Origin of the sequence: Bacillus sp. OV166, assembly GCF_900177675.1 — a bacterium.
Taxonomy (GTDB): Bacteria; Bacillota; Bacilli; order Bacillales; family Cytobacillaceae; genus Neobacillus.
Map to the genome: position 1 here is coordinate 4,204,644 of NZ_FXWM01000001.1, position 26,912 is coordinate 4,231,555.

23 protein-coding genes and 1 pseudogene are annotated in these 26,912 nt (G+C 40.9%); 9 read left to right on the top strand and 15 right to left on the bottom strand.

Annotated features, from left to right (window positions below):
• Window positions 1-46: 46 nt before the first annotated feature.
• The 3 genes from CCK98_RS20610 to CCK98_RS20620 form a co-directional block, all read right to left on the bottom strand.
• Window positions 47-853 (bottom strand): transporter substrate-binding domain-containing protein, encoded by an 807-nt coding sequence (locus CCK98_RS20610; RefSeq protein WP_088088295.1) that lies wholly within the window; start codon window positions 851-853, stop codon window positions 47-49.
• 15 nt (window positions 854-868) lie between these two features.
• Window positions 869-1,597, bottom strand: coding sequence for an amino acid ABC transporter ATP-binding protein (locus tag CCK98_RS20615; protein ID WP_088088296.1), 729 nt, complete (start codon window positions 1,595-1,597; stop codon window positions 869-871).
• Window positions 1,598-1,871: 274 nt separating this feature from the next.
• Window positions 1,872-3,230 (bottom strand): amino acid permease, encoded by a 1,359-nt coding sequence (locus CCK98_RS20620; RefSeq protein WP_088090486.1) that lies wholly within the window; start codon window positions 3,228-3,230, stop codon window positions 1,872-1,874.
• 313 nt (window positions 3,231-3,543) lie between these two features.
• Here CCK98_RS20620 and CCK98_RS20625 point away from each other — a divergent pair, with 313 nt between their 5' ends.
• A complete protein-coding gene (locus tag CCK98_RS20625; RefSeq protein ID WP_088088297.1) occupies window positions 3,544-4,221 on the top strand; it encodes a cell wall hydrolase in 678 nt (225 codons plus the stop codon).
• Window positions 4,222-4,295: 74 nt separating this feature from the next.
• Here CCK98_RS20625 and CCK98_RS20630 read toward each other — a convergent pair whose 3' ends face one another.
• Entirely contained in the window at window positions 4,296-5,135 is an 840-nt protein-coding gene (locus CCK98_RS20630; protein WP_088088298.1) for a neutral zinc metallopeptidase, read from the bottom strand.
• Window positions 5,136-5,340: 205 nt separating this feature from the next.
• On the opposite strand from CCK98_RS20630, the gene CCK98_RS20635 reads away from it, so the two are divergent.
• The 4 genes and pseudogenes from CCK98_RS20635 to CCK98_RS20650 all read left to right on the top strand — a co-directional run bounded on the left by CCK98_RS20635 (window position 5,341) and on the right by CCK98_RS20650 (window position 9,516).
• Window positions 5,341-6,381, top strand: coding sequence for a LacI family DNA-binding transcriptional regulator (locus CCK98_RS20635; protein ID WP_088088299.1), 1,041 nt, complete (start codon window positions 5,341-5,343; stop codon window positions 6,379-6,381).
• A 58-nt stretch (window positions 6,382-6,439) separates the two neighbouring features.
• Window positions 6,440-7,601 (top strand): annotated as a pseudogene (locus CCK98_RS20640) (Gfo/Idh/MocA family protein).
• Window positions 7,602-7,631: 30 nt separating this feature from the next.
• Window positions 7,632-8,369 carry a ThuA domain-containing protein gene (locus tag CCK98_RS20645; protein WP_088088300.1) on the top strand — a complete coding sequence of 246 codons (738 nt, stop codon included), beginning with the start codon at window positions 7,632-7,634 and terminating at the stop codon, window positions 8,367-8,369.
• Window positions 8,370-8,418: 49 nt separating this feature from the next.
• Entirely contained in the window at window positions 8,419-9,516 is a 1,098-nt protein-coding gene (locus CCK98_RS20650; protein WP_179195881.1) for a Gfo/Idh/MocA family protein, read from the top strand.
• A gap of 234 nt (window positions 9,517-9,750) precedes the next feature.
• Here CCK98_RS20650 and CCK98_RS20655 read toward each other — a convergent pair whose 3' ends face one another.
• From CCK98_RS20655 to CCK98_RS20675, 5 genes are all read right to left on the bottom strand, one after another.
• Entirely contained in the window at window positions 9,751-11,550 is a 1,800-nt protein-coding gene (locus CCK98_RS20655) for a S9 family peptidase (protein ID WP_088088301.1), read from the bottom strand.
• Between the two features lie 331 nt (window positions 11,551-11,881).
• Window positions 11,882-13,459 carry a SagB family peptide dehydrogenase gene (locus CCK98_RS20660; RefSeq protein ID WP_088088302.1) on the bottom strand — a complete coding sequence of 526 codons (1,578 nt, stop codon included), beginning with the start codon at window positions 13,457-13,459 and terminating at the stop codon, window positions 11,882-11,884.
• 24 nt (window positions 13,460-13,483) lie between these two features.
• Window positions 13,484-15,430 (bottom strand): TOMM precursor leader peptide-binding protein, encoded by a 1,947-nt coding sequence (locus tag CCK98_RS20665; RefSeq protein ID WP_088088303.1) that lies wholly within the window; start codon window positions 15,428-15,430, stop codon window positions 13,484-13,486.
• A complete protein-coding gene (locus CCK98_RS20670) occupies window positions 15,427-17,391 on the bottom strand; it encodes a putative thiazole-containing bacteriocin maturation protein (protein WP_088088304.1) in 1,965 nt (654 codons plus the stop codon). The genes CCK98_RS20665 and CCK98_RS20670 overlap by 4 nt, the downstream gene beginning before the upstream one ends.
• A gap of 175 nt (window positions 17,392-17,566) precedes the next feature.
• A complete protein-coding gene (locus tag CCK98_RS20675; protein ID WP_088088305.1) occupies window positions 17,567-17,899 on the bottom strand; it encodes a heterocycloanthracin/sonorensin family bacteriocin in 333 nt (110 codons plus the stop codon).
• A 360-nt stretch (window positions 17,900-18,259) separates the two neighbouring features.
• Between CCK98_RS20675 and CCK98_RS20680 the strand changes: the two genes are divergently transcribed.
• On the top strand, window positions 18,260-18,514 hold the full coding sequence (locus tag CCK98_RS20680; protein ID WP_088088306.1) for an HPr family phosphocarrier protein: 255 nt from the start codon (window positions 18,260-18,262) through the stop codon (window positions 18,512-18,514).
• Between the two features lie 85 nt (window positions 18,515-18,599).
• On the opposite strand, the gene CCK98_RS20685 is transcribed toward CCK98_RS20680, so the two are convergent.
• On the bottom strand, window positions 18,600-19,295 hold the full coding sequence (locus CCK98_RS20685) for a YoaK family protein (RefSeq protein ID WP_088088307.1): 696 nt from the start codon (window positions 19,293-19,295) through the stop codon (window positions 18,600-18,602).
• 401 nt (window positions 19,296-19,696) lie between these two features.
• Window positions 19,697-20,002: a hypothetical protein gene (locus CCK98_RS20690; protein ID WP_088088308.1), complete on the bottom strand. Its 306-nt coding sequence runs from the start codon at window positions 20,000-20,002 to the stop codon at window positions 19,697-19,699.
• Between the two features lie 143 nt (window positions 20,003-20,145).
• Here CCK98_RS20690 and CCK98_RS20695 point away from each other — a divergent pair, with 143 nt between their 5' ends.
• Window positions 20,146-20,481, top strand: coding sequence for a hypothetical protein (locus CCK98_RS20695; RefSeq protein ID WP_088088309.1), 336 nt, complete (start codon window positions 20,146-20,148; stop codon window positions 20,479-20,481).
• Here CCK98_RS20695 and CCK98_RS20700 read toward each other — a convergent pair.
• The 3 genes from CCK98_RS20700 to CCK98_RS20710 all read right to left on the bottom strand — a co-directional run bounded on the left by CCK98_RS20700 (window position 20,478) and on the right by CCK98_RS20710 (window position 23,122).
• Entirely contained in the window at window positions 20,478-20,717 is a 240-nt protein-coding gene (locus tag CCK98_RS20700) for a hypothetical protein (RefSeq protein WP_088088310.1), read from the bottom strand. The genes CCK98_RS20695 and CCK98_RS20700 overlap by 4 nt on opposite strands.
• Before the next feature lie 237 nt (window positions 20,718-20,954).
• Window positions 20,955-21,944: a Gfo/Idh/MocA family protein gene (locus CCK98_RS20705; protein WP_088088311.1), complete on the bottom strand. Its 990-nt coding sequence runs from the start codon at window positions 21,942-21,944 to the stop codon at window positions 20,955-20,957.
• 14 nt (window positions 21,945-21,958) lie between these two features.
• Window positions 21,959-23,122 (bottom strand): SEC-C metal-binding domain-containing protein, encoded by a 1,164-nt coding sequence (locus tag CCK98_RS20710; RefSeq protein ID WP_088088312.1) that lies wholly within the window; start codon window positions 23,120-23,122, stop codon window positions 21,959-21,961.
• Window positions 23,123-23,376: 254 nt separating this feature from the next.
• On the opposite strand from CCK98_RS20710, the gene CCK98_RS20715 reads away from it, so the two are divergent.
• Both CCK98_RS20715 and CCK98_RS20720 read left to right on the top strand, forming a co-directional pair.
• Entirely contained in the window at window positions 23,377-23,901 is a 525-nt protein-coding gene (locus CCK98_RS20715) for a YsnF/AvaK domain-containing protein (protein WP_088088313.1), read from the top strand.
• A 262-nt stretch (window positions 23,902-24,163) separates the two neighbouring features.
• Window positions 24,164-24,568, top strand: coding sequence for a YsnF/AvaK domain-containing protein (locus CCK98_RS20720; protein ID WP_179195883.1), 405 nt, complete (start codon window positions 24,164-24,166; stop codon window positions 24,566-24,568).
• 169 nt (window positions 24,569-24,737) lie between these two features.
• Here the strand turns inward: CCK98_RS20720 and CCK98_RS20725 are convergent, their stop codons facing one another.
• Window positions 24,738-26,861 (bottom strand): glycoside hydrolase family 3 protein, encoded by a 2,124-nt coding sequence (locus CCK98_RS20725; RefSeq protein ID WP_088088315.1) that lies wholly within the window; start codon window positions 26,859-26,861, stop codon window positions 24,738-24,740.
• Window positions 26,862-26,912: the final 51 nt, after the last annotated feature.

Consider the following 26,912-nt stretch of genomic DNA (forward strand, 5'->3'; position numbering starts at 1 on the left):
GCCTGCGGACTGCTGCCCAACCTGACGAGAAACCCGATATAAATAATTAATGTTTAATCCATTTATCCTTAATTTCATCGTACTTCCCTGAATCCTTCAGGCTTTTTAATGCTTTATTCAACTCATCGACAAGCTCTTTATTGCCTTTTTTAACAGCTATCCCATAAGGCTCTTCTGTGAAAGTTCCTCCGACCAATTCAAAGGACGGATCTTCTTCTGCCATACCATAAAGGATCGCATCATCTGTGGTCAGGGCATCACCCTTACCTGACTTTAAGGCTGTAAAAGCTTCAGCATAGTTTTCAAATTCAAGTACGGTTGTTTCAGGAGCTTTCTCACGAATATTTACGGATGAGGTCGAGCCTTTAACAGCAAGCACCTTCGTTCCTTTTTTCAAGTCTTCAATGCCTTTAACCTTGCTTCCTTTTTTCACTAGCAATGATTGCCCGGCATCAAAATATACATCCGTAAAATCGACTTCTTTTTTACGTTCTTCATTGATGGTCATAGTGGCGACAACCGCATCAACCTTACCATTATTTAAGAGTCCTACCCTCGTTTTCGAAGTAACCTCTACATACTCAGGCTTAACCTCTTTGCCAAACATTTCTTCGGCCAGTGCTTTAGAAAGATCAATGTCAAACCCTTCCACCTCACCTGTTGAAGGATTTTTCAATCCAAACAAACGAGTATCATGTTTTACACCAAATACGATTTTTTTCTCTTCTTTAATCTGAGCAAGTACATCCTTACTGCTTTCTTTCGAGGCCTTGTCCCCTCCGCATCCTGCAAGTAGGATGGCAGCCATAGTTGACACTACCGCCATTTTTACGAAATTTCTTGTTTTGAACATTCCATTTCCTCCCTATTAATGATTTAATATACGGCTGAGAAATAAGCGAGCCCGTTCTTCACGCGGATTCTCATAAAATTCAGCCGGAACTGCTTCTTCTAATATTCGCCCCTCATCCATAAAAACAATTCGGTCAGCAACCTCCTTGGCAAAGCCCATTTCGTGGGTTACGACCACCATCGTCATACCTTCTTTGGCCAAGGCTTTCATTACATCCAGTACCTCGCCGATCATTTCAGGATCAAGTGCTGAGGTTGGTTCATCGAAAAGCATGATCTCCGGGTTCATTGCAAGGCCACGGGCGATGGCTACACGCTGCTGCTGACCTCCGGAAAGCTGTGAAGGATAAGATTCAGCCTTATCTAATATCCCTACCTTGGTAAGATAATGACGGGCGGTTTCCTTAGCTTCTTTTTCGGATTGGCCCAATACTTTCATCGGCGCAAGAGTGATATTTTCAAGCACTGTTTTGTGCGGATATAAATAGAAGTGCTGAAAAACCATGCCAATATTGCGCCTCAGCTTATTGATATCTGTTTTTTTATCCCCTACTGATATCCCATTTACGGTGAGTGTCCCGTCAGAGATGGTTTCCAGATGATTGATACAGCGCAACAAGGTACTTTTCCCTGATCCAGATGGACCGATTACTACAACTACTTCACCTTGATTGATTGTAAGATTAATATCTTTTAAGACATGAAAATCCCCATAAAACTTATGTACCTGATTAAATACAATCATTCTTGACCTCCTGATTTAAAACCTATTACACGTGAAAATTCCATTATTAGTAATTTTCAGAATATCTTAAATTATATTTATATTTTGTCAAATTGTCAAATCATGACAATTTACCTATAATTTTCCGTTATTTAACACTTTCTCGGATTAAAGATGTCTAAAGCAAAAAGGTGTCAGGCACCATCCATAAAATTGGATGGTGCCTGACACCTTTTAATGGAGGATTGTCGGCTTCCATTTATCTTACTTTTTCTTTGTCAATCGAGCTCTTTGATTATTCATTCTTTTTCAATCTATATCCTATATAAAGGACTATAAACCATATAGGTGCTACAACTAAGGCTCCTCGCATGCCCTCAATAAAGGCCATTAAGACCACAACAAGGGCTAAAAAAGCAAGGGCTAAGTAGCTTGAAACTGGATATAGCGGCATTTTAAATGCTAGTTTTTTTACTTCTTCTGACGTTTTTGATTGTCTGAACTTTATTTGTGTAATCAGTATTATGGTCCAGCTAGTAATAACCGCAACCGTTGCAACAGAAGAAATATAGATAAATACTTTTTCAGGAACAATATAATTTAAAAATACTGCCACTAATAAAAAAGATGACGAAAATAGGATTCCACGTCGTGGTGTAGAATGCTTGTTGAGCTTTCCAAAATATTTCGGACCATTATTTTGTAGTGATAAATTGTATAGCATTCTTCCAGTACTGAATAAACCACTATTAAAAGCAGACAATGCTGCTGTTAACACGACAAAGTTAATAATATGGGCGGCCCCAGGAATTCCGATTTTATCAAAAATTAACACAAACGGGCTGCCCTTCGTCCCTACTTCATTCCAAGGATATAAACTCATCATGATGCCTAGTGCAGCAATATAAAAAATTAAAATCCTCCAGACCACATTGTTTATTGCAGATGGAATTGATTTTCGAGGATTTTTAGCCTCCCCTGCGGTAATCCCGACTAGTTCTACCCCGCCAAATGAAAACATCACTAGAACCAATGACATGAAAATACCTTTTATCCCATTTGGCATAAATCCTCCATGAGTCCAAAGATTGTTAAAACCGATGGGCTGACCTTCGTTGCCGATACCTAAGAGGATCATACCTAATCCAACAACAATCATTCCAATAATCGCAACCACTTTAATCATCGCGAACCAGAATTCAAACTCTCCAAATGCTTTTACACTTGTAAGGTTAACCATTGTGATTACAACAAGTGTAGCAAGTGCTGTCAGCCATTGTGGAATTTCCGGAAACCAGTAATTTACATAGACACCGACAACTGTAATTTCCGCCATCCCAACGACAACCCACATAAACCAATAGGTCCAACCGGTTAAGTAACCAGCAAACGGCCCTAAATAACGATTTGCGTATGAACTAAATGAGCCGGAAACCGGCTCATCTACAGCCATTTCCCCTAATGCTCTCATAATGGTAAAAATAACTAAGCCTCCCACTAAGTATGAGAGCAAAATTGACGGACCAGCCATTTGAATCGTTGCACTTGAACCATAGAACAGACCTACTCCAATCGCACCTCCAAGTGCAATTAGCTGGATGTGCCTGTTGTCTAGACCTCGTTGTAGTTGCTCACTTTCGTGATTTTTGCCCAACACTAAAATTCCACCCTTCTTAATTATTCTTTTACAATAACTAAGATCGATATTCCTTTCCACATGAAAGAAAATTCAATAAATTCATCCTTCACCGAATACTTCTATTATATTACAATAAATTTCAAGTAAAATATTCCTCTATTTCGTATTATTGGATTGAATATGTCATTTATATAGGAAAATTGTCATAAATCTATTTTACCTGTAATGTTGTTCATCTAATTAAAAAGAAATGTAACAGTAGCGTTCTGTAAATCGTGTACTAGCACATGATAAAGTAATACCATACGAATTTACAGGAGGTAGCCACATGAAAAACAATTACATGAAAAAATTAGTTGTAGCTTGTGTAGCTACATTTGCACTTATAGGATTGCAAATTAATACGGCCGAGGCTATTACCCAATCTCCAGTTGTAAAAGGAGATAGCCCTTGGGAACTAGGACAACAATATGGATTAGACACTGATAAAATAGAACAAGTTAATAATCAACCGAACGATTGGGTTTATATAGAAGAAATGTTGCAAAATCCTGATCAACCGAAAGTAAAAGCAATAAAATCATCAAAACCTGCAATAGAAACGCCAGAAAAAAAACAAGAGGAACCAGCAGTGGCAATATCAAATGAAGAGAAAGATTTATTTGCCAGATTAGTAGAGGCTGAAGCAAAAGGTGAATCTTATGAAGGAAAAGTTGCAGTTGCGACTGTTGTATTGAATCGAGTTGATTCTCCTCATTTCCCAAGTACAGTGACCGCTGTAATTAAACAAGTAGTAGGCAATAGCTATGCCTTTTCTCCGGTTCAAAATGGTGAAATTAAAAAACCAGCATCAGATGAGTCGAAACGAGCAGTCGAAGAAGCACTAACGAGAAATGATCGCTTAAATGATTGTATTTATTTTTATAACCCAGAAATTGCAACGGATGATTGGATTCGTACGCGTGAAGTAGTAAAGACGATTGGTGATCATGTATTTGCAAAATAATGAAGCAAGAGCCGTTGATGACGGCTCTTTTTGCTTGAAAAAAACGTTCTTATTCATCTTTACGGGGAAACCATTTAAAGGTTCGCTGCTTTAAAGGTATCTCCTCCCTCAATGGTGCCGTTTTTAAATCCTTTATTAAACCATCTTTTTCTCTGTTCGGAAGTTCCGTGAGTAAAGCTTTCAGGAACCACATAGCCTTGTGCTTTTTTCTGGATATTATCATCACCTACAGCATTTGCGGCATTCTGTGCCTCTTCCAGGTCGCCTTTTTCTAGGTACCCCTTCCCTTGCGCGTAGTGGGCCCAAACACCCGCCAAGTAGTCAGCCTGCAATTCAAATCTGACCGAATAATCATTGGAACTTTTTTGGGCTTGTGATGCTTGGTCTCCGCTATGTAAAAGGGTCTGGACGTGGTGTCCTACCTCATGGGCAATGACATACGCCATCGCAAAGTCACCAGGTGCTTGGAATCTTTGTTTCAATTCCTCATAAAAACTTAAGTCAATGTAAAGCTTGTGGTCACCCGGACAATAAAAAGGTCCTACAGCCGAACTAGCCGACCCGCAGGCAGACTGAACACTGTCCCGGTACAAAACGAGCCTAGGATTCTCGTATTGCAGCCCTTTCTTCTTGAATTCGTCTGACCATACGTCCTCTGTATCAGCAAGGACAACAGAAACAAAGTCGGCTAATTCCTTCTCTTGAGCAGATTCTTGATAAGGAGGAGTTTGTGAATCCAAATCATTTGTCGATGTGTTATTGCCAAGTAAATCTCCTGGGTTCACTCCGAGCATCGTAAAGAGGAGAACAATAATAATACTGCCTATACCGCCTCCAATCACTGTTTTACCACCCATGCCCATTCCTCTTCGGTCTTCAACGTTTGCGCTTTGCCGTCTTCCCTTCCATTTCATTTTTATGCCTCCTTCAAATATGGATAAAGAATAATTAACCAATTTACTATTACCATAATGTTATACCCACAATACAGATAATTAATATTGTATATCTTCAAAATTATCAACTTTAACAATAGATAATAACGAATTTTAATATTGACAATTATCAGATAATAAGAGAGAATGAACGCGTGTACATTATAAGTTTAGAGGTGATATCTTGGCTAACCGGAAAGATGTTGCAAAATTAGCCGGCGTTTCTGAAGCCACCGTTTCACGAGTATTTAATAATATCGGTCCCTTACGTGAAGAAACCAAACAAAAGGTTTTGCAAGCCGCCCAACATCTGAACTACCACCCTAATGCCATTGCCCAAAGCTTTGCACGTGGGAAAAGTAACAACATTGGGGTCATTGTTCCTTATTTTCAAAGAGTAAACTTGATGACTACCCATTATTTTTCGGAACTTTTAAGTGGAATTGGCGCAAAGATTGGTGAGTTTGGATATGGTTTGCTACTTTTATTTCAATCCCCTGATGAGCCGAAAGATTATGTGAAGCTTTTTCATACTCAGAAGGTAGATGGATGCATCATCCTAGGTTCCAAGGATGTTCCTGGTGAAGTGGAAGCACTTGAAAATTTACACCAATTGCAACTCCCCTATTGTCTTGTGAATCAAACTTTTTCGGGCTATCCCTTTCATTCCATTGACGCAGAACATTTTGATGGTAGTTTACAAGCCGTATCCTCTCTGCTAATGAATGGGAATGAACAAATTATCTTTTTAAATGGACCAAATGAATTTTCAAATAGTATCGAACGGTTACACGGTTATGAAACTGCCCTTTTGAATGCGGGTATTCCCTACAATCCTCAGTTCGTTTTTCAAGGGAATTATAGCCGTAAAAGTGGTTTTCAAGCGGCTGCCGGTATAGCTTCTTTACTGCCAGAGATCCATGCTATTTTTGCCGGGAATGATCGAATGGCAATTGGTCTTATGCAGGGTTTAGGTGAACAAGGCTACCAAGCAGGTCATGATTATGCTCTCATTGGGTATGATAACTCTGAAATTTCAAGGATGACCTCCCCGCCACTTAGCACCGTTCATGTACCGCTTTTTGATATGGGGCAATTGGCAGCTGAAAAAGTTCTCCAATTAATCACTCAAGGTACCATGACAGAAATTAATGAACGATTGCCAGTTACCTTTATAGAACGGGCATCTTCACAACTTAAGACAACTTACACCAAACAATCTTAATAAAAATCGATTAATATTTTATTCTTTTTCATTCTTAAATAAGAAAAGGAGATTCGTTATGGAAACCGTAAAAATTGGAATGATTGGCTACAAATTTATGGGCAAAGCCCACAGTCATGCCTATCGAGATCTTCCCCTGTTTTTCCCTAAGATCATTCATCCTGAAATGAAAGTGATTTGTGGTCGTGACCATAACGCTGTCGCGGCTGCAGCTAAGCAATTCGGTTGGGAGGAACATACAACCGACTGGAAAACTCTTTTACAAAGAGAAGATATTGACCTTATCGATATCAATGCACCGAGTGATGTACATAAAGAAATAACAATTGCAGCAGCAAAAGCAGGCAAGCATGTTTTTTGCGAAAAACCGTTAGCGCTTACACTTGAGGATTCTAGAGAAATGCTTAAAGTCGTTGAATCTGCTGGGGTTAAACATATGGTCGGCTTTAACTATCGCTTTGCCCCTGCTGTGATGCTGGCTAAAAAGCTTGTCGACGAAGGTAAGCTAGGAGAAATCTATCATTTCCGCGCCTGGTTTTTACAGGATTGGCTCGTAGATCCGAACTTCCCGCTAGCCTGGAGACTGCAAAAAGATATTGCTGGTTCAGGGTCTCATGGAGATCTGGGGGCCCATCTTGTCGATTTGTCTCATTATCTAATCGGTGATATTACTGAGGTTATTGGAATGAATGAAACATTTATTAAAGAAAGACCAATTCCTTCTCAAATGACTGGTTTATCTGCTAAAGGCAGCGATAGTGATGGAAAAGGCGAAGTAACGGTTGATGATGCTACCCTATTTTTAGCCCGTTTTGCTAACGGAGCTTTAGGAAGCTTTGAGGCTACACGATTTGCTACAGGGCACCGCTGTAAGAATTCTTTTGAAATCAACGGCAGTAAAGGAAGCGTCATCTTTGACTTTGAACGCATGAATGAACTTCAGGTTTATTTTGCTGATGATAGAGATGATGTCCAAGGCTTCCGCCGCATCTTAGCGACTGACCCCTTCCCACGCTTTTGCGGAAGCATGGTGGCCGCCAGGACATACGATTGGATATGAACATACGTTTATTCACGAAGTAGTTGAACTTATGGAGTCATTCCGAGAAGATCGCCAGCCCGTTCCAAACTTCCGTGATGGCGTAAAGTGCCAAGAAGTTTTGGAGGCGGTTGATTTATCGATAGAAAAACGTCAATGGATTCGTATATCTGAAGTATAAAAAAATAAAAATTAAAGGAGTGCTCTAATTATGAAAAAAAAGGCATTAATCGTCTGGGGCGGATGGGATGGCCATCAACCAGATCAGGTAGCAGAAATCTTTAGAGGGATACTTGAGGAAGAAAACTTTCAAGTTGAGGTTTCCAATACACTTGACGCTTATGCAGACACGGAAAAGCTGAAATCCTTTGATCTAATTATTCCCCACTGGACAATGGGTAAGATTGAAAATAAATATGCCTTAAATATTTCCGAAGCGGTTATGTCTGGTGTTGGTTTAGCAGGATGCCACGGTGGAATGTGTGACTCCTTCCGCAACAATGTGGATTGGCAATTCATGACAGGCGGGAACTGGGTAGCACATCCTGGAAATGATGGTGTGGAATATATGGTAAACATCAAGCATTCTACAAGTCCGTTATTAGAGGGAATCTCCGATTTTAAAGTTGTCAGTGAGCAGTATTACCTTCATTTTGATCCAGCCGTTGAAGTGTTAGCGACCACTCGCTTCCCGGTTGTTCACGGTCCTCATGCTGCCAATAAAGCAGTTGATATGCCTGTTGTTTGGACAAAACGCTGGGGTCTTGGAAATGTTTTTTATAGTTCATTAGGACACCAAGCTAATATCATTACAATGCCAGAAGTTACGCTTATTATGCGCCGTGGATTTTTATGGGCTGCGGAAGGAAAGAAACGAGCCGAAGGTGTGGACGTAGCCGCACTTTATGGAAATGGCCGTGTTTATACAGGTATGGGAGACAGTCAATAATAATTAGATTTTTACATTGACCAAGAATATTAAACCGGAGGAACAAATAATGAAAAGGCTTAAAATCGGTATCATTGGATGCGGAAATATTAGTTCTATATATATGGAAAATTGTCAGAAATTCTCTAACCTTGAGCTTGTTGCCTGTGCGGATTTAGATTTACAGCGTGCACAAGCTCAGGCTGAGAAATTCGGGATTCCAAAAGCTTGTTCTGTCGTGGAACTGCTTTCAGACCCTGAAATTGAACTAGTCATTAATTTAACGATTCCAAAGGCTCATGCCTTTGTTTGTATTCAAGCACTCGAAGCAGGAAAACATGTTTATATGGAAAAACCGCTTGCTGTTACATGTGAGGAAGGTAAACAAATTCTAGCAACAGCCAAGAAGCATCATCTATTAGTTGGGAGTGCACCTGACACCTTCCTGGGTGCTGGTATTCAAACAGCAATCCAATTAATTGAACAAGGAGAAATTGGTGTCCCTGTTGGTGCTTCAGCCTTCATGATTTGCCGTGGACATGAACATTGGCACCCAGACCCTGCCTTTTATTATGAGACCGGCGGCGGACCAATGTTTGATATGGGTCCTTATTATTTAACAGCATTAATAGCATTGTTAGGACCTATTAACCGAATTTCTGGATCCGCTCGTATTAGTTATCCAAAACGAACCGTGATTAGTAAACCTAAAGCAGGAACAGAGATTCAAGTCTCTACCCCTACCCATCTTTCCGGTGTGATTGATTTTACCTCAGGTGTCATCGGGACCATTACAACCAGCTTTGACGCCTTTGGCGGAACATCGCTGCCACCTATTGAAATCTATGGAAGTCAAGGTACGATACTCGTTCCAGATCCAAATACATTTGGCGGTCCTGTTCGGGTAAGAAAACGTGACGAAAAAGAATTTGTGGAGGTCCCGCTGACTTCTGGGTACGATCAAAACTGCAGAGGGCTTGGTGTCGCAGATATGGCCAAGGCGATCCTCGAAGGCGGAAACTATCGAGCCAATGGCCAATTAGCGTACCATGTCCTAGAAGCAATGCACGGACTCCATGAATCATCAGAAAATGGAAAACACTATTTCATGAAAAGTACCTGTGACAAACCTGAATCTGTGTCTGAAGAACTACAGTTTTCTAAGTAATATAGATTACATTTTTCATAGATAAATAAGAGTCTCCCTGTGTTGGGGAGACTCTTCCCTATTTTCTGTGTTCAAGTAATTTAATCCTCTCAATTTCCTTAAGTAAATTAGTTCCATTGTTGCGTGTTTTACTGATTAATTCTCATCCATTCAATAAGTTCTGCGATGACAACTTCGAAATCAACAACTGCCGTGCCACTAATCTTGGGCTAATCTCCATAACCCTCACCCGAGTTAGGATCCATTACCGATATATCGATCGAGAAAATTTACCATTGCCTTATAGGCAGTAATTTTATTTTTTTGTTTGTCAATCGAATGGCCTTCATCTTCAAAGCGAATAAAGTCAACTGCGTGTTGCCGTTCTTTTAGCTTGTTAACCATTTGCTCAGATTCTCTTATGTGGACACGCGGATCGCCCTTCCCGTGAATTACTAATAATGGGGTGGTAATTCGATCTGAATAATTCAATGGATCAATTCTATCAAAAAATTCACCGTCTCTTTCTATTGTTCCGTATTCACTCTCCCTGTGCTTCTTACGCCATGGACTTGTTGTTTGAAGGAATGTTCTAAGGCTTGACATTCCCACAATATCAATAGCAGCAGACCAAAGCTGTGGATAGTGACTGATGGCAGCAAGAACCATAAACCCGCCATAGCTCCCGCCCATGATCCCGATTTTTTTAGGATCTACGTTCCCCTTGGCCTTTAGCCATTCCACTAAATAAATGAGATCCTTTAAAGCGTCCATTCTTTTTCGGACATCATCCAAATGTGTAAATGTTTTTCCGTAACCTGTACTTCCTCGAATGTTTGGTGTACACACGGCATAACCCTGGTTTAGTAAATACTGCTGAATTGGGTTGTATACCACACGTGCTTGACTCTCAGGCCCGCCATGAATGTATATTACAACAGGATGTTTTTCAGTGGAATCTCTCGGCTTCGAATAAAAGGCCGGAATCTCGAGGTTATCAAAAGAACGAAAGGATATAAGCTCCGGCTCAACTAATTTATGTTCCAGGACTGGTGAACGGGAAACATACGTAAGCCTCTCTGTCTGAATGGTCTTTAGGTCAAGTTCCCATATATCTGAGGGATATGTCGGTCCCTTAAACACATACGCTAGTTTTTGGCTATCTGGGGAAAACTTTAGATTTGATATGACTCCAATGGGAGTTTCCCATGTATAAAGGTAACTTCGATTTATGTCTAAAAGTACCCCCTTTGAAATTCCTCCCACATTTATCGAATAAGCTAACAAATTTTTATCACTATTCATTGCCAAATTCTCAAAATCCCACTTTCCCAACTCTAGCCACTCGAGATCTTTGGTATTTAAATTTATAAGAGCAAGCCCATAGAATTCTTTGTCTTTATTCGTTAATACATATATATGGTCCGCATCTTTATTAAAATGGGCATCTTTAAAACTTGCTTCCCCTGTATGTTCTGTTAACCAGTTCATAGCTCCTGTTGAAAGGTCGATTATGCCCAAATCATTATCTAGGGGGGAATTTATTTTCTGGACCAAAATGGATTTACCGTCAGGAGACCATTTAACCGCTGAAAATATTCCATCACCAGAATTCAAAAGACGAATATCCAACGATTCCAGATTTTGAATATAGATATCAAAAAAGGCTGGATTACGGCGATTACTCGACCAGGCAATCCATTTTCCATCTGGAGAGCTTCCGCCGTAACGGTGTATATGGTCTGGTGAGTTTGTCAACTCGATTAGTTTCCCTTCTCCCTTAAGTAAGTACAATTGCTGATTTTCATTTCCGCCAACATCCATACCAATAATCAAATTAGATTTGCCATTAAGATAGCTAATAAAGGTGATTCTTTCCTTTGTAAATGAAGTTTGGACAGGCCATCCTTCACACCCTTCCCCTATATTAAGTTCCCAAACCTGTGGCAAACCAGTATAATCTGCGATAAAGCTTAACTTGTGGCCAATTGGATCGTATACTGGATTTTTGGCAAAACGAACATGCACATACGGTTCTATACCAATGGCAGCCAAAAACATCCCCCCATCCAATTAAGTTATTTTTTGAATCACTCAGGTGAATATGAAAAAGTGTCATTAAGAAGGATTCATGAACATCTTTTATCAGAATCATAAATATAAGACAGAGATTTATCCTTCCTGATAGAAATGTTCAAATCCCCTCGAAGCAATTAGGAAAGCCGTCACCCATTCATTGGAAGTGAAGGCATTTTAATATTAATCCTCATGAATACTTGCCTATTTCGCTTCTGGACTAAACCCGTTTTTTGAAACCATAGGATTAACTGGAACATCATGAAGTTCTTCCTGCAATAACCTTAGAACTAAAGTAACCCTATTAATCCTAACTATGCAAACTTCCCTTCAACCAAGGACGATGTCGATAGGGACCAATTGGAATTTGGATTAGACTAGTTTTTCCTAGTGGTTCCATCTTGTATATCTGATCACTCAAGTTTGCATCAAAACCAAGGAGTGGGTGCCCCCCCATTCCGAGGGCTGACGCCGCTAACAGTAATCGTTGTACTAGCATGCCTGCTTCCATTTGTTGGATCCGGTATCCTCTGTAACCCAGTGCCGTTCTGAATGATTCTCTGTCTCCTGCCACATGTAAGCAGAGAGGTATTTGGAGCAAATTCACATTATCTAGAGACATTCCGGATTGCAATTGGAGTCGATAATCACCGAGATCCACCAGTCGTAACGCATGAGTAGCACTGTCATAATGATAGGCACCATTTGGAATACCTTCAACATTATATAAACAGCTATACAAAGAGAGACGAGGCTCGCTCTTCCTATGTGCTTCATCCAAGTCATTACGATACGAGAAGGAAGCTATCGCCTCCTGAAGCAGAGCCGCCAGCTGAGGTTGACTTACCTTTCCCAAAACAAAATCCATGTCTGGAGAAAATCGCTTGCGGCAGACCGACGCCAGATCATATGACAACCGGTTCACGTGAGGCAGCTCTTCCGCATGATCGTCACCATTCAAACTCCCTTGCGCCTCGATCAGCCGAAACGCTTGCGTTGAATCAAGCATGGACGCTTCATTCAACATTGTTAACATTGGATACTCTTTAACCCTCCGTGACCGGATGTAATGATGGGGCTGAATCGCTGTTAACTCTCGGCACAATTCGGTGGCAGAGGCACAACCTTCTTTTTCACTCCCGTTAGTAGACCAAATGGTAGGTTCTACTGAAAGCGGTATAACCGCATAAACACTCTCGTCCTGTTCGGAAAGCCCAACAAGATGGTTAATGGCCCGATCTAGAAACTGAAAGTAAACCCCTGATGCAAAGCCAAAACGTTTTGCTACTTCCAGTAACTGTCCGATAACCACACCAGCATCTAACCCTTGCAGACGGTAAGAAAAGTTATTGTATTTAAAGAAATTTTTCCAAAACATGGTTGACACAAATACAGTTCCAAAGCAGGAAGATATATCACAGCGGTTACCAAGAGCACGGGCGATATATGAATCGAAATTTCCTTCTCGCAACAATACCAAGCGGTGATGGGCGACATCATAATGGTACATCCCAACAGGCGAATCCTCTACCTTTAGATAAACGTATAATTCGTTTGGATACAATGCCCCGCCGGAAGGAGCGAATCGCCGATATGACTGTACTAGATTCGCCGTTTTATCTTTGGAATCCAAGGGAAAGACTGACTGGCTAACTTGAGTAAGGCCGTATACATACCAGAGGAAATGACCGACCTTACGAAGATCAGGCTTTGCGGGCGGTTCCTGTCCTTCAAGTGTCAGCGGTACTTCTAGAGAAAATGGTACCTCAGGTAAACCACTGTAGAGCTTATAAGAAAGTGGCGCATCTTCCCAATCCACTTCCCAGTTAGGCACACTTGCCTTATCAATGTCAAAATGCAGATTGTGCAAAAACTCGTCTAGACTCATCCTCCTTGCCTCCTAGTTCGCCTCTTATGGAAACGGATGCGGATGTGGGTTTAATTGTTCAAGTGTCAGCGGTTGTTTTGAAAATCCGAGTTCCATAGGTACCCTGAGAACACGCTCCAGCCCAGTTACACGGGTAAGATGTTGTCCGAATGTCATCGGCAGCATCCCCGGAATCAGCACTTTCACGCAATACAATCCGTTCCGTTTCAATTCTGGTGCCGTCTGGTCCACCACAATTACATCAAGATTTAATGGTCGAAAAACTATAAGTATGTCCAGCAGATCATCTGTAAGGTCCATATGCCCCGATTTCCACTTGAATTCCTCGGCAAATGTTCGCAATGGACGATTATCTTCAAGTAAAAAATCCAGGCGATCTTCCGCTTGCGGCAAACCGTACAGCATACCATGATCATCCATCTGTTGCACCAGAGATGAATCTTGCAGCATTCGGCTATACTCTTCCTGGTTAGACTCCAATTTCTCATCAAGCGTCAGCATCATGCCAGCCAACTCATGAACCGCACTTTTTACCGCCCTTACAGGGTCGAGATGTGCGCCAGCGGCACAGATGAGATTCACTCCCTTTTGCTTCCTGTTTTTTGCAATCGCACAAATACTTGGAATTCCGTGCTCCATCGTCGAGTTATACAAATAAAGATCATATCCCGCGACCGACCGCATACGTTCGATCATTAACTGCAATTCTTGGTCATTAGCTGAGGATGGGTCAAGACGCGGCAGGTTCAGCTGCGCGTACCAAGTCAATAGAAATGAATCACGCTCCACCACTTCCATAATTCCGTAAAAAATAGACTCCTCCAAACTTCCGCCTAATGCACATCCGTTGGAAGTTTCATAGACAAATCCACGCTGGCCGCAGCCCAAGCTGTAATAGGCTAGCAATTCTGGCACAAGAATCGGCCGCTCTTCCAAAAACGAATAACCCCATACCCAATTCATTAGTCGTTCAGGATTAAACGGTTGAAAAGGAAAACCATGCTGCTCATACTGTTCCTTTGCATGCACACCTACTTTCATAGGATTGAGCGCATTATTTTTCAAATTGCTGAAACTATCAAAGACGACTGTACGTTTCCCGCGTGGCTCCAGACCGCAGTACCGCTCGAGGCCTTCTAAAATGGCAGTCAACTCACTTACCTCATATGAATTTGTCCTGCCTGCTGTTCCCTCATCCCCCTCGAACAAAGGAAGATTCACACTGACATCAGCAAATGGCGGCACGAGGTCAACCATTTTACCATTCAAAAGGCCCGTTCGATGATCTAGGTAGTCTTTAACTAAAACTTTATTCAGATCATCCAACGAACGGCAGCGGTAACTGTCTAGGCTGATCTTCGGACTTGGCTGCAATGAGATTTGAGCAGCGTCCTCCGAATCGTCTGGTAGATGGCTGCAAACCGGACACAGCGGGTCAGGAAGAAAGGAATGCCATGAACTCTTTAATGTTTTCAAATTAATTAAACATACCTGTTCTTCCGAAAATGCTTGATCCCCCTGCAAAATTCGCTGTACCTCTGCCCTGATCTGGTATGACAGCTGCAAGAGTCCTGTGGAGGATGCCCAGCCTTCAGGCTGCATACCTCTGTATTCCTTCAGTCTCTGCTTCATCTCCCACATCTCTTTACGGTCGCGTCCAGCCATGAGACGTCTCATATCCGCACACTGAGAACACCCGGGCGTCCCTGGTCGAATTAGCGGCCCCACTACACCCTTTCCAAATGAAACGAAGCCTCGCAGCCAGGGTGTGCCTGTTAGTCGAAATATCTCTTCTGCCTTTTGATGAACAGAAGGATTCCAGGCATCCTGAAGCACCAGTGCCAAATCAGTTTTTTTCGGTACAACTGCCTCGAATTCGGTCTGGCGAACTACATGGTAATGAGCGAACAGTTCTTCGCATACACTGTCCGCCACCACCCCTTCTCCAACAACCAACACGACAGCGCTCACCTAGATTCCTCCTCTCGAAGCAACACACCAAACACCCCTGCCAATCCTTCTTTCAAAAATGGTTCTATTTCTTGTTCGAACACCGAAAGCCGCTTATGATCTCGTTCCAAGACTTCCATAGCGGACTGCAAGTTCTCGGATTTTATCCTCTCTTCACAAGCAGGGATTACTAAGCTTAGCGGCACCATTTCTTCCAGAAGCAAGGAAGATACATCAAACACTTGCGCCGTTAGGCAAGCTTCTGGGTTTTGGACTTTGGTAAGTGCCTGTAGTAACGTATTGCGTAACGCCATTGTTATACTTAAATCTACACTACGATACCATCCCTGACTCGTACCGAGCCATATCACAGGGAAACCTGACACTTCCTCACCTAAACCGATAACTGGTGCCCCCTGCATTGTAGTCAGCGCATGCAAATAATACCGGCAGCGCTCATCTTCTACAGCACTCAACTGCACCCGAGAGACAGATATCTTCTGATTATGCTGTTGATTGTTAAGCTCTTCGGCCAAACACTTTTGCAACCCGCGGCAAACTCCTTCCGCAAACGTTTCCCCAGTCCCAACCCCAACAAATTCCTGCAAATCTAGCATTCTACCCTCTACTTCCTGATGTGGAAGTAGCCTCGTAGCGAGCAAATCGACCATTCGTGACGCATAGGCTTCAATCCCAGCAAAACCGGCTTCCCTTCGAGCCTCCTCATGTGTCAGTCCTGAACAGACAATGTCTCCTAACAGCTTAGCCGGTCCGTCAGATAAAGGGTCGACTGCCTGAACACAACACTGAGCTAACGGAAGTTGCTTTAAATTTCCCTCCTCCCAAATATGGAAAATCCCTGACTCTTTTGATGTCAATTGGTGGAAAAAAAGTAGCAATTCACTCGGCTCACCACTGCTTAATCCCTGTTCAATCCGCCTATCGAAATCTTCTACCCATTCAGTCGATATTCGTCCAGTCACCAGTGGATGGGGAATAAACGAGTGCCAGTGTCCTTCCAACGTATCAAGATCAAGCAAATAGAATTGATTCTTTTGTTCCAGTTCTGTTACTCCTGTAACCTCTTTAAACAATTCAAATACGATTACATTGGCCAACATTGCGCCGGCAGTGGAAGAGAAAGCAGTAATTTGCTGGTCTTTGAATATCACAGATTGGTGCAAGCGGCGCCAAGCAGACTCCCAGCTCGCCTCAGAGTCTGGATTCACTAACGGACCCGCTATTCCCACCTGCTGTAAGCAAATAGCAGGGAGGAATGCCTTTTTCTCTTCCCCACAAACCGTATGAAGAAGCCGCAGTTCCTCTAAATTGCCTTCCTGTGACACATACAAAATTGAATCAAACGGTTGCACACTCTCCCGCCAAAAATTTACCCCATCGTCCTTCAGGTTGATCTCCTCTACCTCTACCTCAGGGTCTGTCTTACGGGCATGTGCCACGAGTTCCGTTAACCGCCGTCTATTAGTCGGTACCGTGTCAGTGATTAGCAATTTGAACTTGGGCAATCCGGATTCAATTAACGAAGAAACTAACGAAACAAAAAAAGGACCTGAGCCAACTGCCAACACTTTGGCCTGACGATAGGTTTGAAAACGGTACGCTCCCGAATCGACAAAACTGTCGACAAATTCAATTTGAAAAGCATGCTTTTTAAGAACCTGATCCTCCAATTGATGCGGATGGTCTTGACTTACATCACGGACAAACCCATTTCGATACAGCACTTCTGCAATTTCATACACTCGATCTCGGTATGGGCCCGGCAATCCCTCTGTTAAATTCCCCAAAGTGTACTCCCCGTTGAACATCGGTATCAGCTTTTCAACCCACTGATCGATCGTACTGCCTTCCATACGGAACGAGCTAATGTTGTTCCGAAAATACACACCGTTGTTTGAATCGGGGAGAAAAAACGTGTCCCTTTTCACTTTCAGACGCATAGAAGGGTTCAAACTTGTCATTTCGCTCCTCCTTAGCCGTAGCTTTACTCCATTCTGTAACATCACTTCACTATAATTCTATGTACCGCAATTTGTCCCTTATGTCTAAGCTAAAAGAGAAGAGGCTCTGCAAAAACTCACACAGTGACGGCCTCTTCTCCTTAACAATCAGTTTTACATTAGAAAAATCGAACGATTAACCGCCACACCGACCTCCACCGCATCGATGGCCGCCGCCACAATTAGAGCAATGAGAGCAATTAGAACACCTAAAGCAACTAGAGCAACTAGAGCAACGGAAACAACTAGAGCAATTAAAGCAGTTAAAGCAATTAAAACAGCTAAAGCAGCTAAAACAACGGCCAAAACCACCTATACCACCAATACCACCAAAACCGCCCATACCACCGAATTGTCGGGACTGATCATCAATGTAGTATTGGTTATAGTCAAAAGGAACTGCCTGACTCGCTTGGAAATCGCCAACATTCAACATTTGGAGTTCATTTAGGAAAGGATTCATTTTCATACCTCCGTCTATTTTAAATCAACAAATTGTGCTAGCACATGAAAGGGGAAACAGAACAAACATAATCTGAAAAATAGGTGTATAACAGGTGAATTCACCTATGCATCAAGTACTCTCTCCATCAAAATATGAACTTTGGCTGGGTATTGCTACTGATTCAAAAGCCTATTTTTATTAGACATTCATTCAAATTACTAGATTTAAACTAAAGTACTAGGGAACTCAATAGGCAGCGCAGAAGGACTACCACACAAAATGGCCCATATTGAGTCAATGGTGCATTTTTAGTGACGTAGTTTCATACATAAGAAAAGTGCATTATTTACAGATGCTACAACATCGCAGCCAAGGAGGAAAATCATGATACAAGAAACAGTGACAATCAACAGAAATGCAGGTTTATATGCTCAGCCGGTCAATCAATTAGTTCAAATCGCTTCTCGATTTAATGCTGATATCTTTCTTACTTATAAAGGGCGGAAGGTTAGTGTAAAATCGGTACTCGGCGTTTTATCATTAGCGATCCCTAAACAGGCAGAAATTATATTAGAAGTTTCCGGGGACGATGAAATAGAAGCACTCAGAGAGGTAATTCATACGTTGGAAATGGTTTAGTGGGAAGATATCAATATGAAGACAGGAAGAGGCTGGTTCTCCTTTGTTCCAGCCTCTTCTTCACAAGTACTAGGCAACTAACATTCTATCTTAACGTTAAGTACTTGCTTATATACCCTCGATCCCGGTGATACAAAATAAGTGCGATCACTAAAATCCCAGACGCAATCCAAATAGAGGTGTTCCCAATGTAGGTGGTGGAAAATGTCCCGGTCAACGCGCCAAATAAAAAAGAAAGAATGATCACAAAAAATTCCTTGAATTGTTTTTTGGCTTCATCATTATCTTCTTTTAAGGCCAAATAGGCTGCTTGGGTTGCCGTTCGAAGATTTCCTGTTGTCATGGTTGAATTGTAAGCCCATTTGTCGATTTTATTAAAAGTAGAAATTTGTACAGAGGATACAAATGCGATACATACAGTTACTACGATGTTCGGCACACTTTGTGGTAATAGACCTACAATAATTAATACAAGGCATTCTAAGATAAGAATTGACCTTCTATAGCTGTGTAGAACTTGTCTAACACGAGGAATTTTAGCCATTTCTGATACCAAAACACCTAAGATAAATGCTAATATGGGCGGGATATAAAGCAGCGAGCCATGCCAATCCCTGTTCGCTGCTTTTACAGCGAGCAGGACCATATTTCCTGTTTGGGCATTGGCGAATACGCCGTCTCTGCTGATAAAAGTATAGGCATCTAAAAAACCTCCAACGACCGCTAACAAAATACCCAAATAAAATGAGTTGGACGATAATGAGGGGATTTTATCTTTCACTATGCGATCTCCTTGTTTCAATTTACTAACCTCAATAGTATTTCCTAGATGGTTTGAGAAAACGGCAATATTAAATCCTGATTTTCATAAAATATCATGAATTATAATGAAAAGTTCCCGCATTTTTGACAATAAACGAAAATTTAATTGTTCAACACGGGAATTTGAGGTGAAATTTTTATTATTTTCCTAAAAAAATTCAGGCGTTTTTGCAGTTTTAGATTTTATGAGCGAATTTTTATAGTTAATGGGCGAATTTTTGCATTTTATGAGCGAATTTTCGCATTCAATGGGCGAATCGCGAAATTTATCAAAGTTTGCAATTTCTATCAGCGAATAGAAGGATTCCAAAGAAAAAGGGGCTAACCCAATTAGTTAGTCCCCGGTTTTACAACCCATTATTATTGATTATTCCTCATCCAATCGATAAGTTCTGCAATCGCATCCTCAAAATCGACAGCCGCCGTCCCGTCTTCTGGAATTTGCTCCATGCAATTATCGTATTCATCCAGCCTGACTATTAGTTCCTCCATACTTTCATCTGTGCTTTGTTTCTTTGAATGATATTTTTTGGCTTTATTTAAAAGGTCATTGAACTGATCATCCTCACCAATTTCGTCAACCAAACTCCATACCTCTTGTAACACCGACTCCAATCTTTGTACCGATTCGTGCAACTTTTGTAATTTCTCAATTGAGTTTTCCATTATAGTACTTCCTTTCTTTCTAAAAATGCAGCTCGTCTGTTTTATCCGATCCTTAACTCAAACATATTATTTTCATATCCAATAACAACTATGAAAAAACATTGGATCATCCTTCCACAGCATTTTTACCATAAGAATGATAAATGCGGAGAATAGAAAAAGAAATTTTTGGCACTGGACCCGAGCACGATGCTAGAGGAAATACAAATGTTTTCGAGTATCACGAAAGCTTGGCGGATATTGCCACCGTCCTTGCTTTTCTTGTCGTCGCATTCCGTGTTTTCTTTATATTTAAAAAGAAAGAGTTTCATAAGGCTTCACTTGTGATGTATTGTCTGCCTACCTTAATTTGTTCTGCCAGCATCCTTGCGGTTGGGTACTTTGGCGGGAAAATGGTCTATGAACAGGGTGTTGGTGTCAAAATGGATGGAAAATATGTAAATCCTCCTAAAACAGAAGCATTCAATCACGATAATTAATAAATTTTTTTCATACCTTCATACATTAAAAAAGCTTGGTATCTCAAAAATCCAAGCTTTTTTATTTGACCATTTGATATTATCAGCTTTCCCCTGTCTAAAAAAAAACGCCTTAGGCGTTTAATAATTGCACTTTGGACATGGTTGAAACCGATTTTTCCCATGTCCGCATTGTCTGCACTTGTCTGAGTATTGTTTACTATTTTTAAATTTCCATTGTTCATACGTGATGCCATGTGAACCTTCATCGTTTAAGTACTTAATATAATCATTCCCATAAGGATAGATCAACAACATCACCTCCAGTGCTCACTATAAATGTATGCGCTTACATCGACTAAAAACACTGAAAATAAATAAAAAAAAGTGTCAGGCACCAACCATTTTCTGAAAGGGCCAAACACTTTCGCTGGCATAAGATGACGGACCTAAAAAATTAGGACCAACCGTGTTAGGTTGATCCTAGTCCCATACTACTGATAATAATTCTTCACCATTTCTCCCATGACCCAGTTCGTTCTGGCACCTGTCACTCCACTGCTAGGGCAATGAAGGCTACCACTTGTTAAGTCAGCTACAATCGCTTCGACAAGTGGTTGATGGACGTGCTCTGGTCGCTCGAAACTCCATTGCTCCGTTCCGCTCGCTGTAGTTAAAACAATGGGCTCGTTTCCGAAAGTGGAAAAGGTGATTTTCCCTCGGCTCCCCACAATTTCATTTCTATCGACATTTTCAAAAGCAGTAAAACACCAATTTCCGACACCATGGACGCCAGATTCAAACCGATATGTACCTGTTACAATATCTTCGGCACGATAATAGCCTGCTTGATTGGAAGCAAATCCTTGCACAGACGTAATCGGTCCAAGTAAAAAATCTAATAGATCAAGCGTATGGCTGGCTAGATCAAAAAATAGTCCCCCGCCTGCCAATTCCGGTTGAACTCGCCATGGAAGATGTTGTGGGTCCAACACATCTTCCGTAGCTTTTTGATATTGTGTTGATGATACAAACCGTACCTCACCAACTGCCCTATTCTCCAACAGCTCTTTTATTTTTAAAAATCGCTGTTGTGCCCTCCGATAGTAAGCTACATATAATGGGACTCCTGCCTCCTCACAAGCACCAATCATTTCCTGGCATTCATCGAAATTGCGGGCCATTGGCTTTTCTACATAAACAGGTTTCCCTGCCTTTGCTGCCTTGATTGTATACTCCTTATGGGATCCTGGCGGTGTTGCAATATAGATAGCATCTATCTCAGGATCGTTTATAAGTTCATCCGCATTATCATACCACTTTGGTACATCGTGCCGGTTTGCATAATCTTTGGCAAGTCCCCCCGTTCTTCTCATAACGGCAACCAACTCAGAATTATTAATTTTTTGGAATGCTGGACCGCTTTTCACTTCTGTTACATCACCGCATCCAATGATCCCCCAACGAACTTTATCAAACTTCATCGCACTTAATCTCCTTATTTGCCACAGCACTTTTTATATTTTCTCCCGCTTCCACACGGGCACGGATCATTTCGCCCTACTTTATTTTCCGTTAAAATTGGACCGTTTTGGGAAATTCCACTCTGCTTGCTTTCATTTCTAAATTCTATTTCTCTTCCAAGTGCTGCAAGCTTCCAATCCATTAATTCAGGATGTGGCTCGCCTAAAATGGAATAATAACTATAAACCGTCTGTTCAATATCTACGAGGCTTGAGAAGTATTCCTTTTTCATATGATCTCTAATTTCAGGAAGAGCATCTATAGAAAGCTGATGACAGAGTGCTTCGATCAGCATATCCTGGTCTTCAAGTTCATCTGAATATTGATAGGCTTCTCTCAAAACCTGAACCGCGAGGTCTGATTTAATATTTTCGATAACGGAACTAGCAAAAATAATCGAATCCGATTGCTTTAAATAAGGACTAACCCCTTCGACCACCTCATCGGATTGAAACCGAATTAACGCCGATGCAACTTCTTCTAACAAGATATCTTCATCACAGTCTAATAAACTGGATAGAAATGGGATATGCTTGTCTAGTTTCAGCAATCCAATCATATACACCGTCAAGATTCCATTAAATGAAAACCAATCCTCTTTTAATTCTTCTTGGATAATCACATCGATTTTCTCTTCGGTAATCCAGCCATTTTGAACGATGCATGCAGCCATTTTTTTAGCTTGTATGTAAAGTGGATGTTGATAAGAATCGGCTTGGTCAAGAGTATTTATTGTTTTTGCATATTTATTCCAAACTTCTTCTTCCGTTCCGTTTACGATTAGCTCATAAAATGACCAACGATCCTCACCAATGTATCTTTGCAGTTGCTCTCTATATTTTAGAGCGAGCTTTGGATCAATACGCTCAAACAAATTCACCGCTAAGTGGATCTTGGACTTGTCCATTTTTGGAATATTTTCTAGTAAAACTTTGACAGCGTCTTCATTGATTTTCATGTTTTCTATGTAGATTAAAATAGAGGATTGCTTGTCCTGGTTTTTAAAGGCTTCCGTCAATAATTCGATTGTCCATTCTTCTGGAACGTTTGGATAATCGTGTAATGCATGAAGCACCGTTTCTTGAATTAATATATCATTGCTAATCAAGTGTGGTTTAATTTTTTCTAAAAATGTCAAAATGTAATCCCCTCCACAATACATTTGATCAAACTCAATTTAATTATATTCTTTTTAGTCACCAGCTCCAAACAAGATTGTTTCTTAATTAAACAAAAATTATGCCATGAAAATATTTCATACAAAGTGAATCTTACATCAGCTCGAATTTCATCTTTTCATACCTTTTATTCTAATGATTTTAAAGAATAAAGAACCCTCATGAGTACATTATAAAAAAGGCTTGACCAAAAACACTTTCAAGGGGGATTTTTATGAGCGACTTTTTAGGATTATTCGGTGATGATAAATCACAAAACACTGAAAGTGAAAATAGCCAAACCACTATGAGCAATCAAGGGAACGATCCCAGTACAAGTACCCAAGATACTAAAACTGACGGCTCTCTCCAGCTTCATAAAGAAGAGTTAGACATTGTAAAGAATAATGTCGATGCTGGACAAGTAGTTATTTCTAAAGATGTCGTTGAAGAACAAAGAACTGTCGACGTTCCTGTAATGCACGAGGAAGTTGTCATAAAAAGAACACCGTTGAATAACGAACGTAGCGATGGATCCACTTTATCTCAGGAAACCATTACGATTCCTGTTACCCAGGAGCAAGTTGAGGTAAACAAGTATACGGTTGCGACCGAGGAGATTTCTGCTTCGAAACGTCAAATTGAGGATACTCAGAAAGTCCAAGAGACACTCAGACACGAAGAGGCTCATGTTGATACAACCGGAAGTGTCGATATCGTATCCGACGGGTCAAGCTTTAACGATATAAATAATAGCTAAGAAGAAAATCGCAAGCGCCCGTTTAGCGGCGTATGGACTGGAGCACTTTGACTGAGATAAAGGAAACACGGAGAGCGCTAGCGATCCGATGTTGACTTATCGTAGGGAAAAGGGCGAAGTACACTAGCCGCTGGGCCGCTTGTGCTAGACAATTATCTAGGTTCAAAAACTTATACTTTCTTATTCTGAAACAAAAACACCTTTTCATTGCTGGGCAATGAAAAGGTGTTTGCACTACTTTCCAATGGAGGGAGAGATTAAGTTGACTGAAAAGAAGAACGACCATCGAGAAGATAAAACGCTTCAACTACATAAGGAAGAATTGCAGGTCAACAAGAAGTGGGTTAAGACGGCTGATGTTAGAGTATATAAGAAAACGTATACTGTGGAGAAACAAATTGTCGTCCCTATAATCCGTGAAGAGCTAATTATTGAGAAAAAGATATTAAATCCAGAAAGTGGACCAACTACACAAATTGAAACCACTCATATTCCTCTAAGCGAAGATCATATTGAGGTCATATTAAACCAAACTATCCTTAATGATGTAGAAATTTTTAGGAATCAGTATGAAGAGATTATTCAGATTAACGAAAATGTGAAAGAAGAAAAAGTCCAAATAGATACAATTGGAGATGTAAAAGTAGTGGTTGATGATAAATTGTAGAAAGGTATAATAATGAAAAAACTCGCTAAATTTTTCTTCTACAGAATAGGACCTTTTAGACATAATAAATACTCCCCAATAAGTAGCCAGATTTTTTATTTTTAATCTGTCTACCTATTGGGGAGCATATCAGTATTGGCGAGTTTTTTCATTATGATTCTATGTTAAATTAATATGTTAATCCATGACCAAGTTTATAGATATTCCCATCGCTATCTTTATAAGCATAGTTAAGTCCTTCAGGCATATATTCGTCCTTGACATAACCCGGTACATCATTTCTTGACACGCACTCACCATTTTCATCAACCGCAATGACCGCTTCACTCGCTGGCAATGTCAACGGTAACACACCTACTGGTGAGCTATTGCCCGCCATAACCTCATACTGTGCCTTAAAGTAGGTATCATATCCAGCGATCAATGCATCTGCCAATGGTTCAGCATTTCCAAGGATCCATGGCAGAATGACATTAACACTCATGATTACTTTTCCACCACGAATATGGATACTGTCGGCCACTTCCTTTAAATGATTCATCCCACTCAATGTCGTTTCTTGATAGGATGTACCATCCAAAGCAGCTACCGTTTTATCTTCGCATATTTCAAGTTCCAATAGTCCTGGTGTCGCATTGAAATAAGCTCCAGATTTTGGACTTAAAAACAATATAGCTACATCAGCTTCTTCATAGTTATCGGTCAAAGTAAATTGACCAAGCTCTTGACATTCCTGTCTAGCTTTTTCAGTATATGAAGTTGCTCGTTCTGTCTCCTTATGGAAAACTTCCACATAAACCTTCTTACCCTCAAGCTTTTCAGTTGTTAAAGGTAATGTCTGCTTCTGATTCTTAAGCACAGTTACCGATTTTTTATGCGCTTCATAAGCAGCTTCCCAGTTTGCTGGATTTTTCACCGCTTCAGATGCATGGTCCGGTGAAACATACGTACGGTCATCAAATAGTCCTAAAGCAAACATTTCTGTAAGCAGTCGTACATTGGCTTCATTAATCCGCTTCTCACTGATCCATCCCTTTTCGATCGCTTTTTTTAGGTTTTCAATATCATTAGTGTCAGAAATAAGATCTGTCCCCGCATTAATCGCTTTAGCAAAACGTTCCGCCTCGCTTAAAGTTTCAACGCCCCAGCTCATTTTACTTGTGACGCCGCTGTCGCTATTAATATAACCCTTGAACCCTAGTTTTTCTCTAAGGATCGTATTTAAGAAATATTGATTAAATGTAAATCCAACCTCTTCGAAAGGAATGTCTTCTCCTTCGAATTCTTGAACCACACTTTTCTTGATACTAGGAATCGAATAATATGGCATCATGGATGAAGTCCCATGTTCTACCGCTGCACGAAACGGAGGCAGGTGGTACTTTTCTAGGCTTCCTGGAGTTGGGTACAGGTTCCATTTACCCTCTTCATAATGTGGATCAAATCCATTTTCCCTTGGTCCACCGCCAGGAAAATGCTTGGTCGTCATAGCAATACTATGATTACCGAGGGTCTTCCCTTGAAAGCCGTCAATGACGCGGCCGATAACATCAGAAATAAATTCTGGGTCTTCACCGAATGTACCATATATCCGCTGCCATCTCGGGTCCGTAACAGTATCCGCCATATACATATATCCTTTTCTTAATCCAACCGCATCCCACTCATCATGTGCGATTTGGGCGAATTGGCTAATAAGTGAGGCATCACCGCCATTTTTCATATCTCCTTTTGCCGCTGCAGCAAGTCCTAACGTTCCAGGCCAAGTGGAAAAAATCCCAGCTGCATCATTCATACCAAAGATGAATTCAGTATTTTCGTTTCTTGAATTCGATGCGATTAAACATGGAATACCAAGACGTGACCCCTCACATACTTCATTCATGGTATTCACCCATTCTGCCATTTCGGATGGGCTCCAATTGTCTCTTAGAATAAAGTGGCGCAAATGCATGTTTTCAATCGTATGCGTGGTACCATATACTTTTGCCAAAGCAAAAATAGTTTCTCCCTTTTCAACAATTCCTTCATCTAACACGCCATCATGGCTTGTCTTACTCTTATCTTTTTGAGAAAGACCCATCTGACGAGAATTAATAAGCATCATGCCGACCTTTTCATCGGTATTCATCAATGAGACTAGGTTCTCTGCACGTTCTTTCGGACTCAAGCGCCAATCCTTATAAGGTTCTAATTTCCCACTGTTATTCAGATCTTTAAATTTTAATCCATCAACTTCAATAATGTTCTTGACTCTAACTTCTAAATTCGGTTGTTTATGGTTAACTTCCATTTGAATGCCTCCTTAACTTGTTCATCCCCATCTTTCGGGAATAGTTGGGAC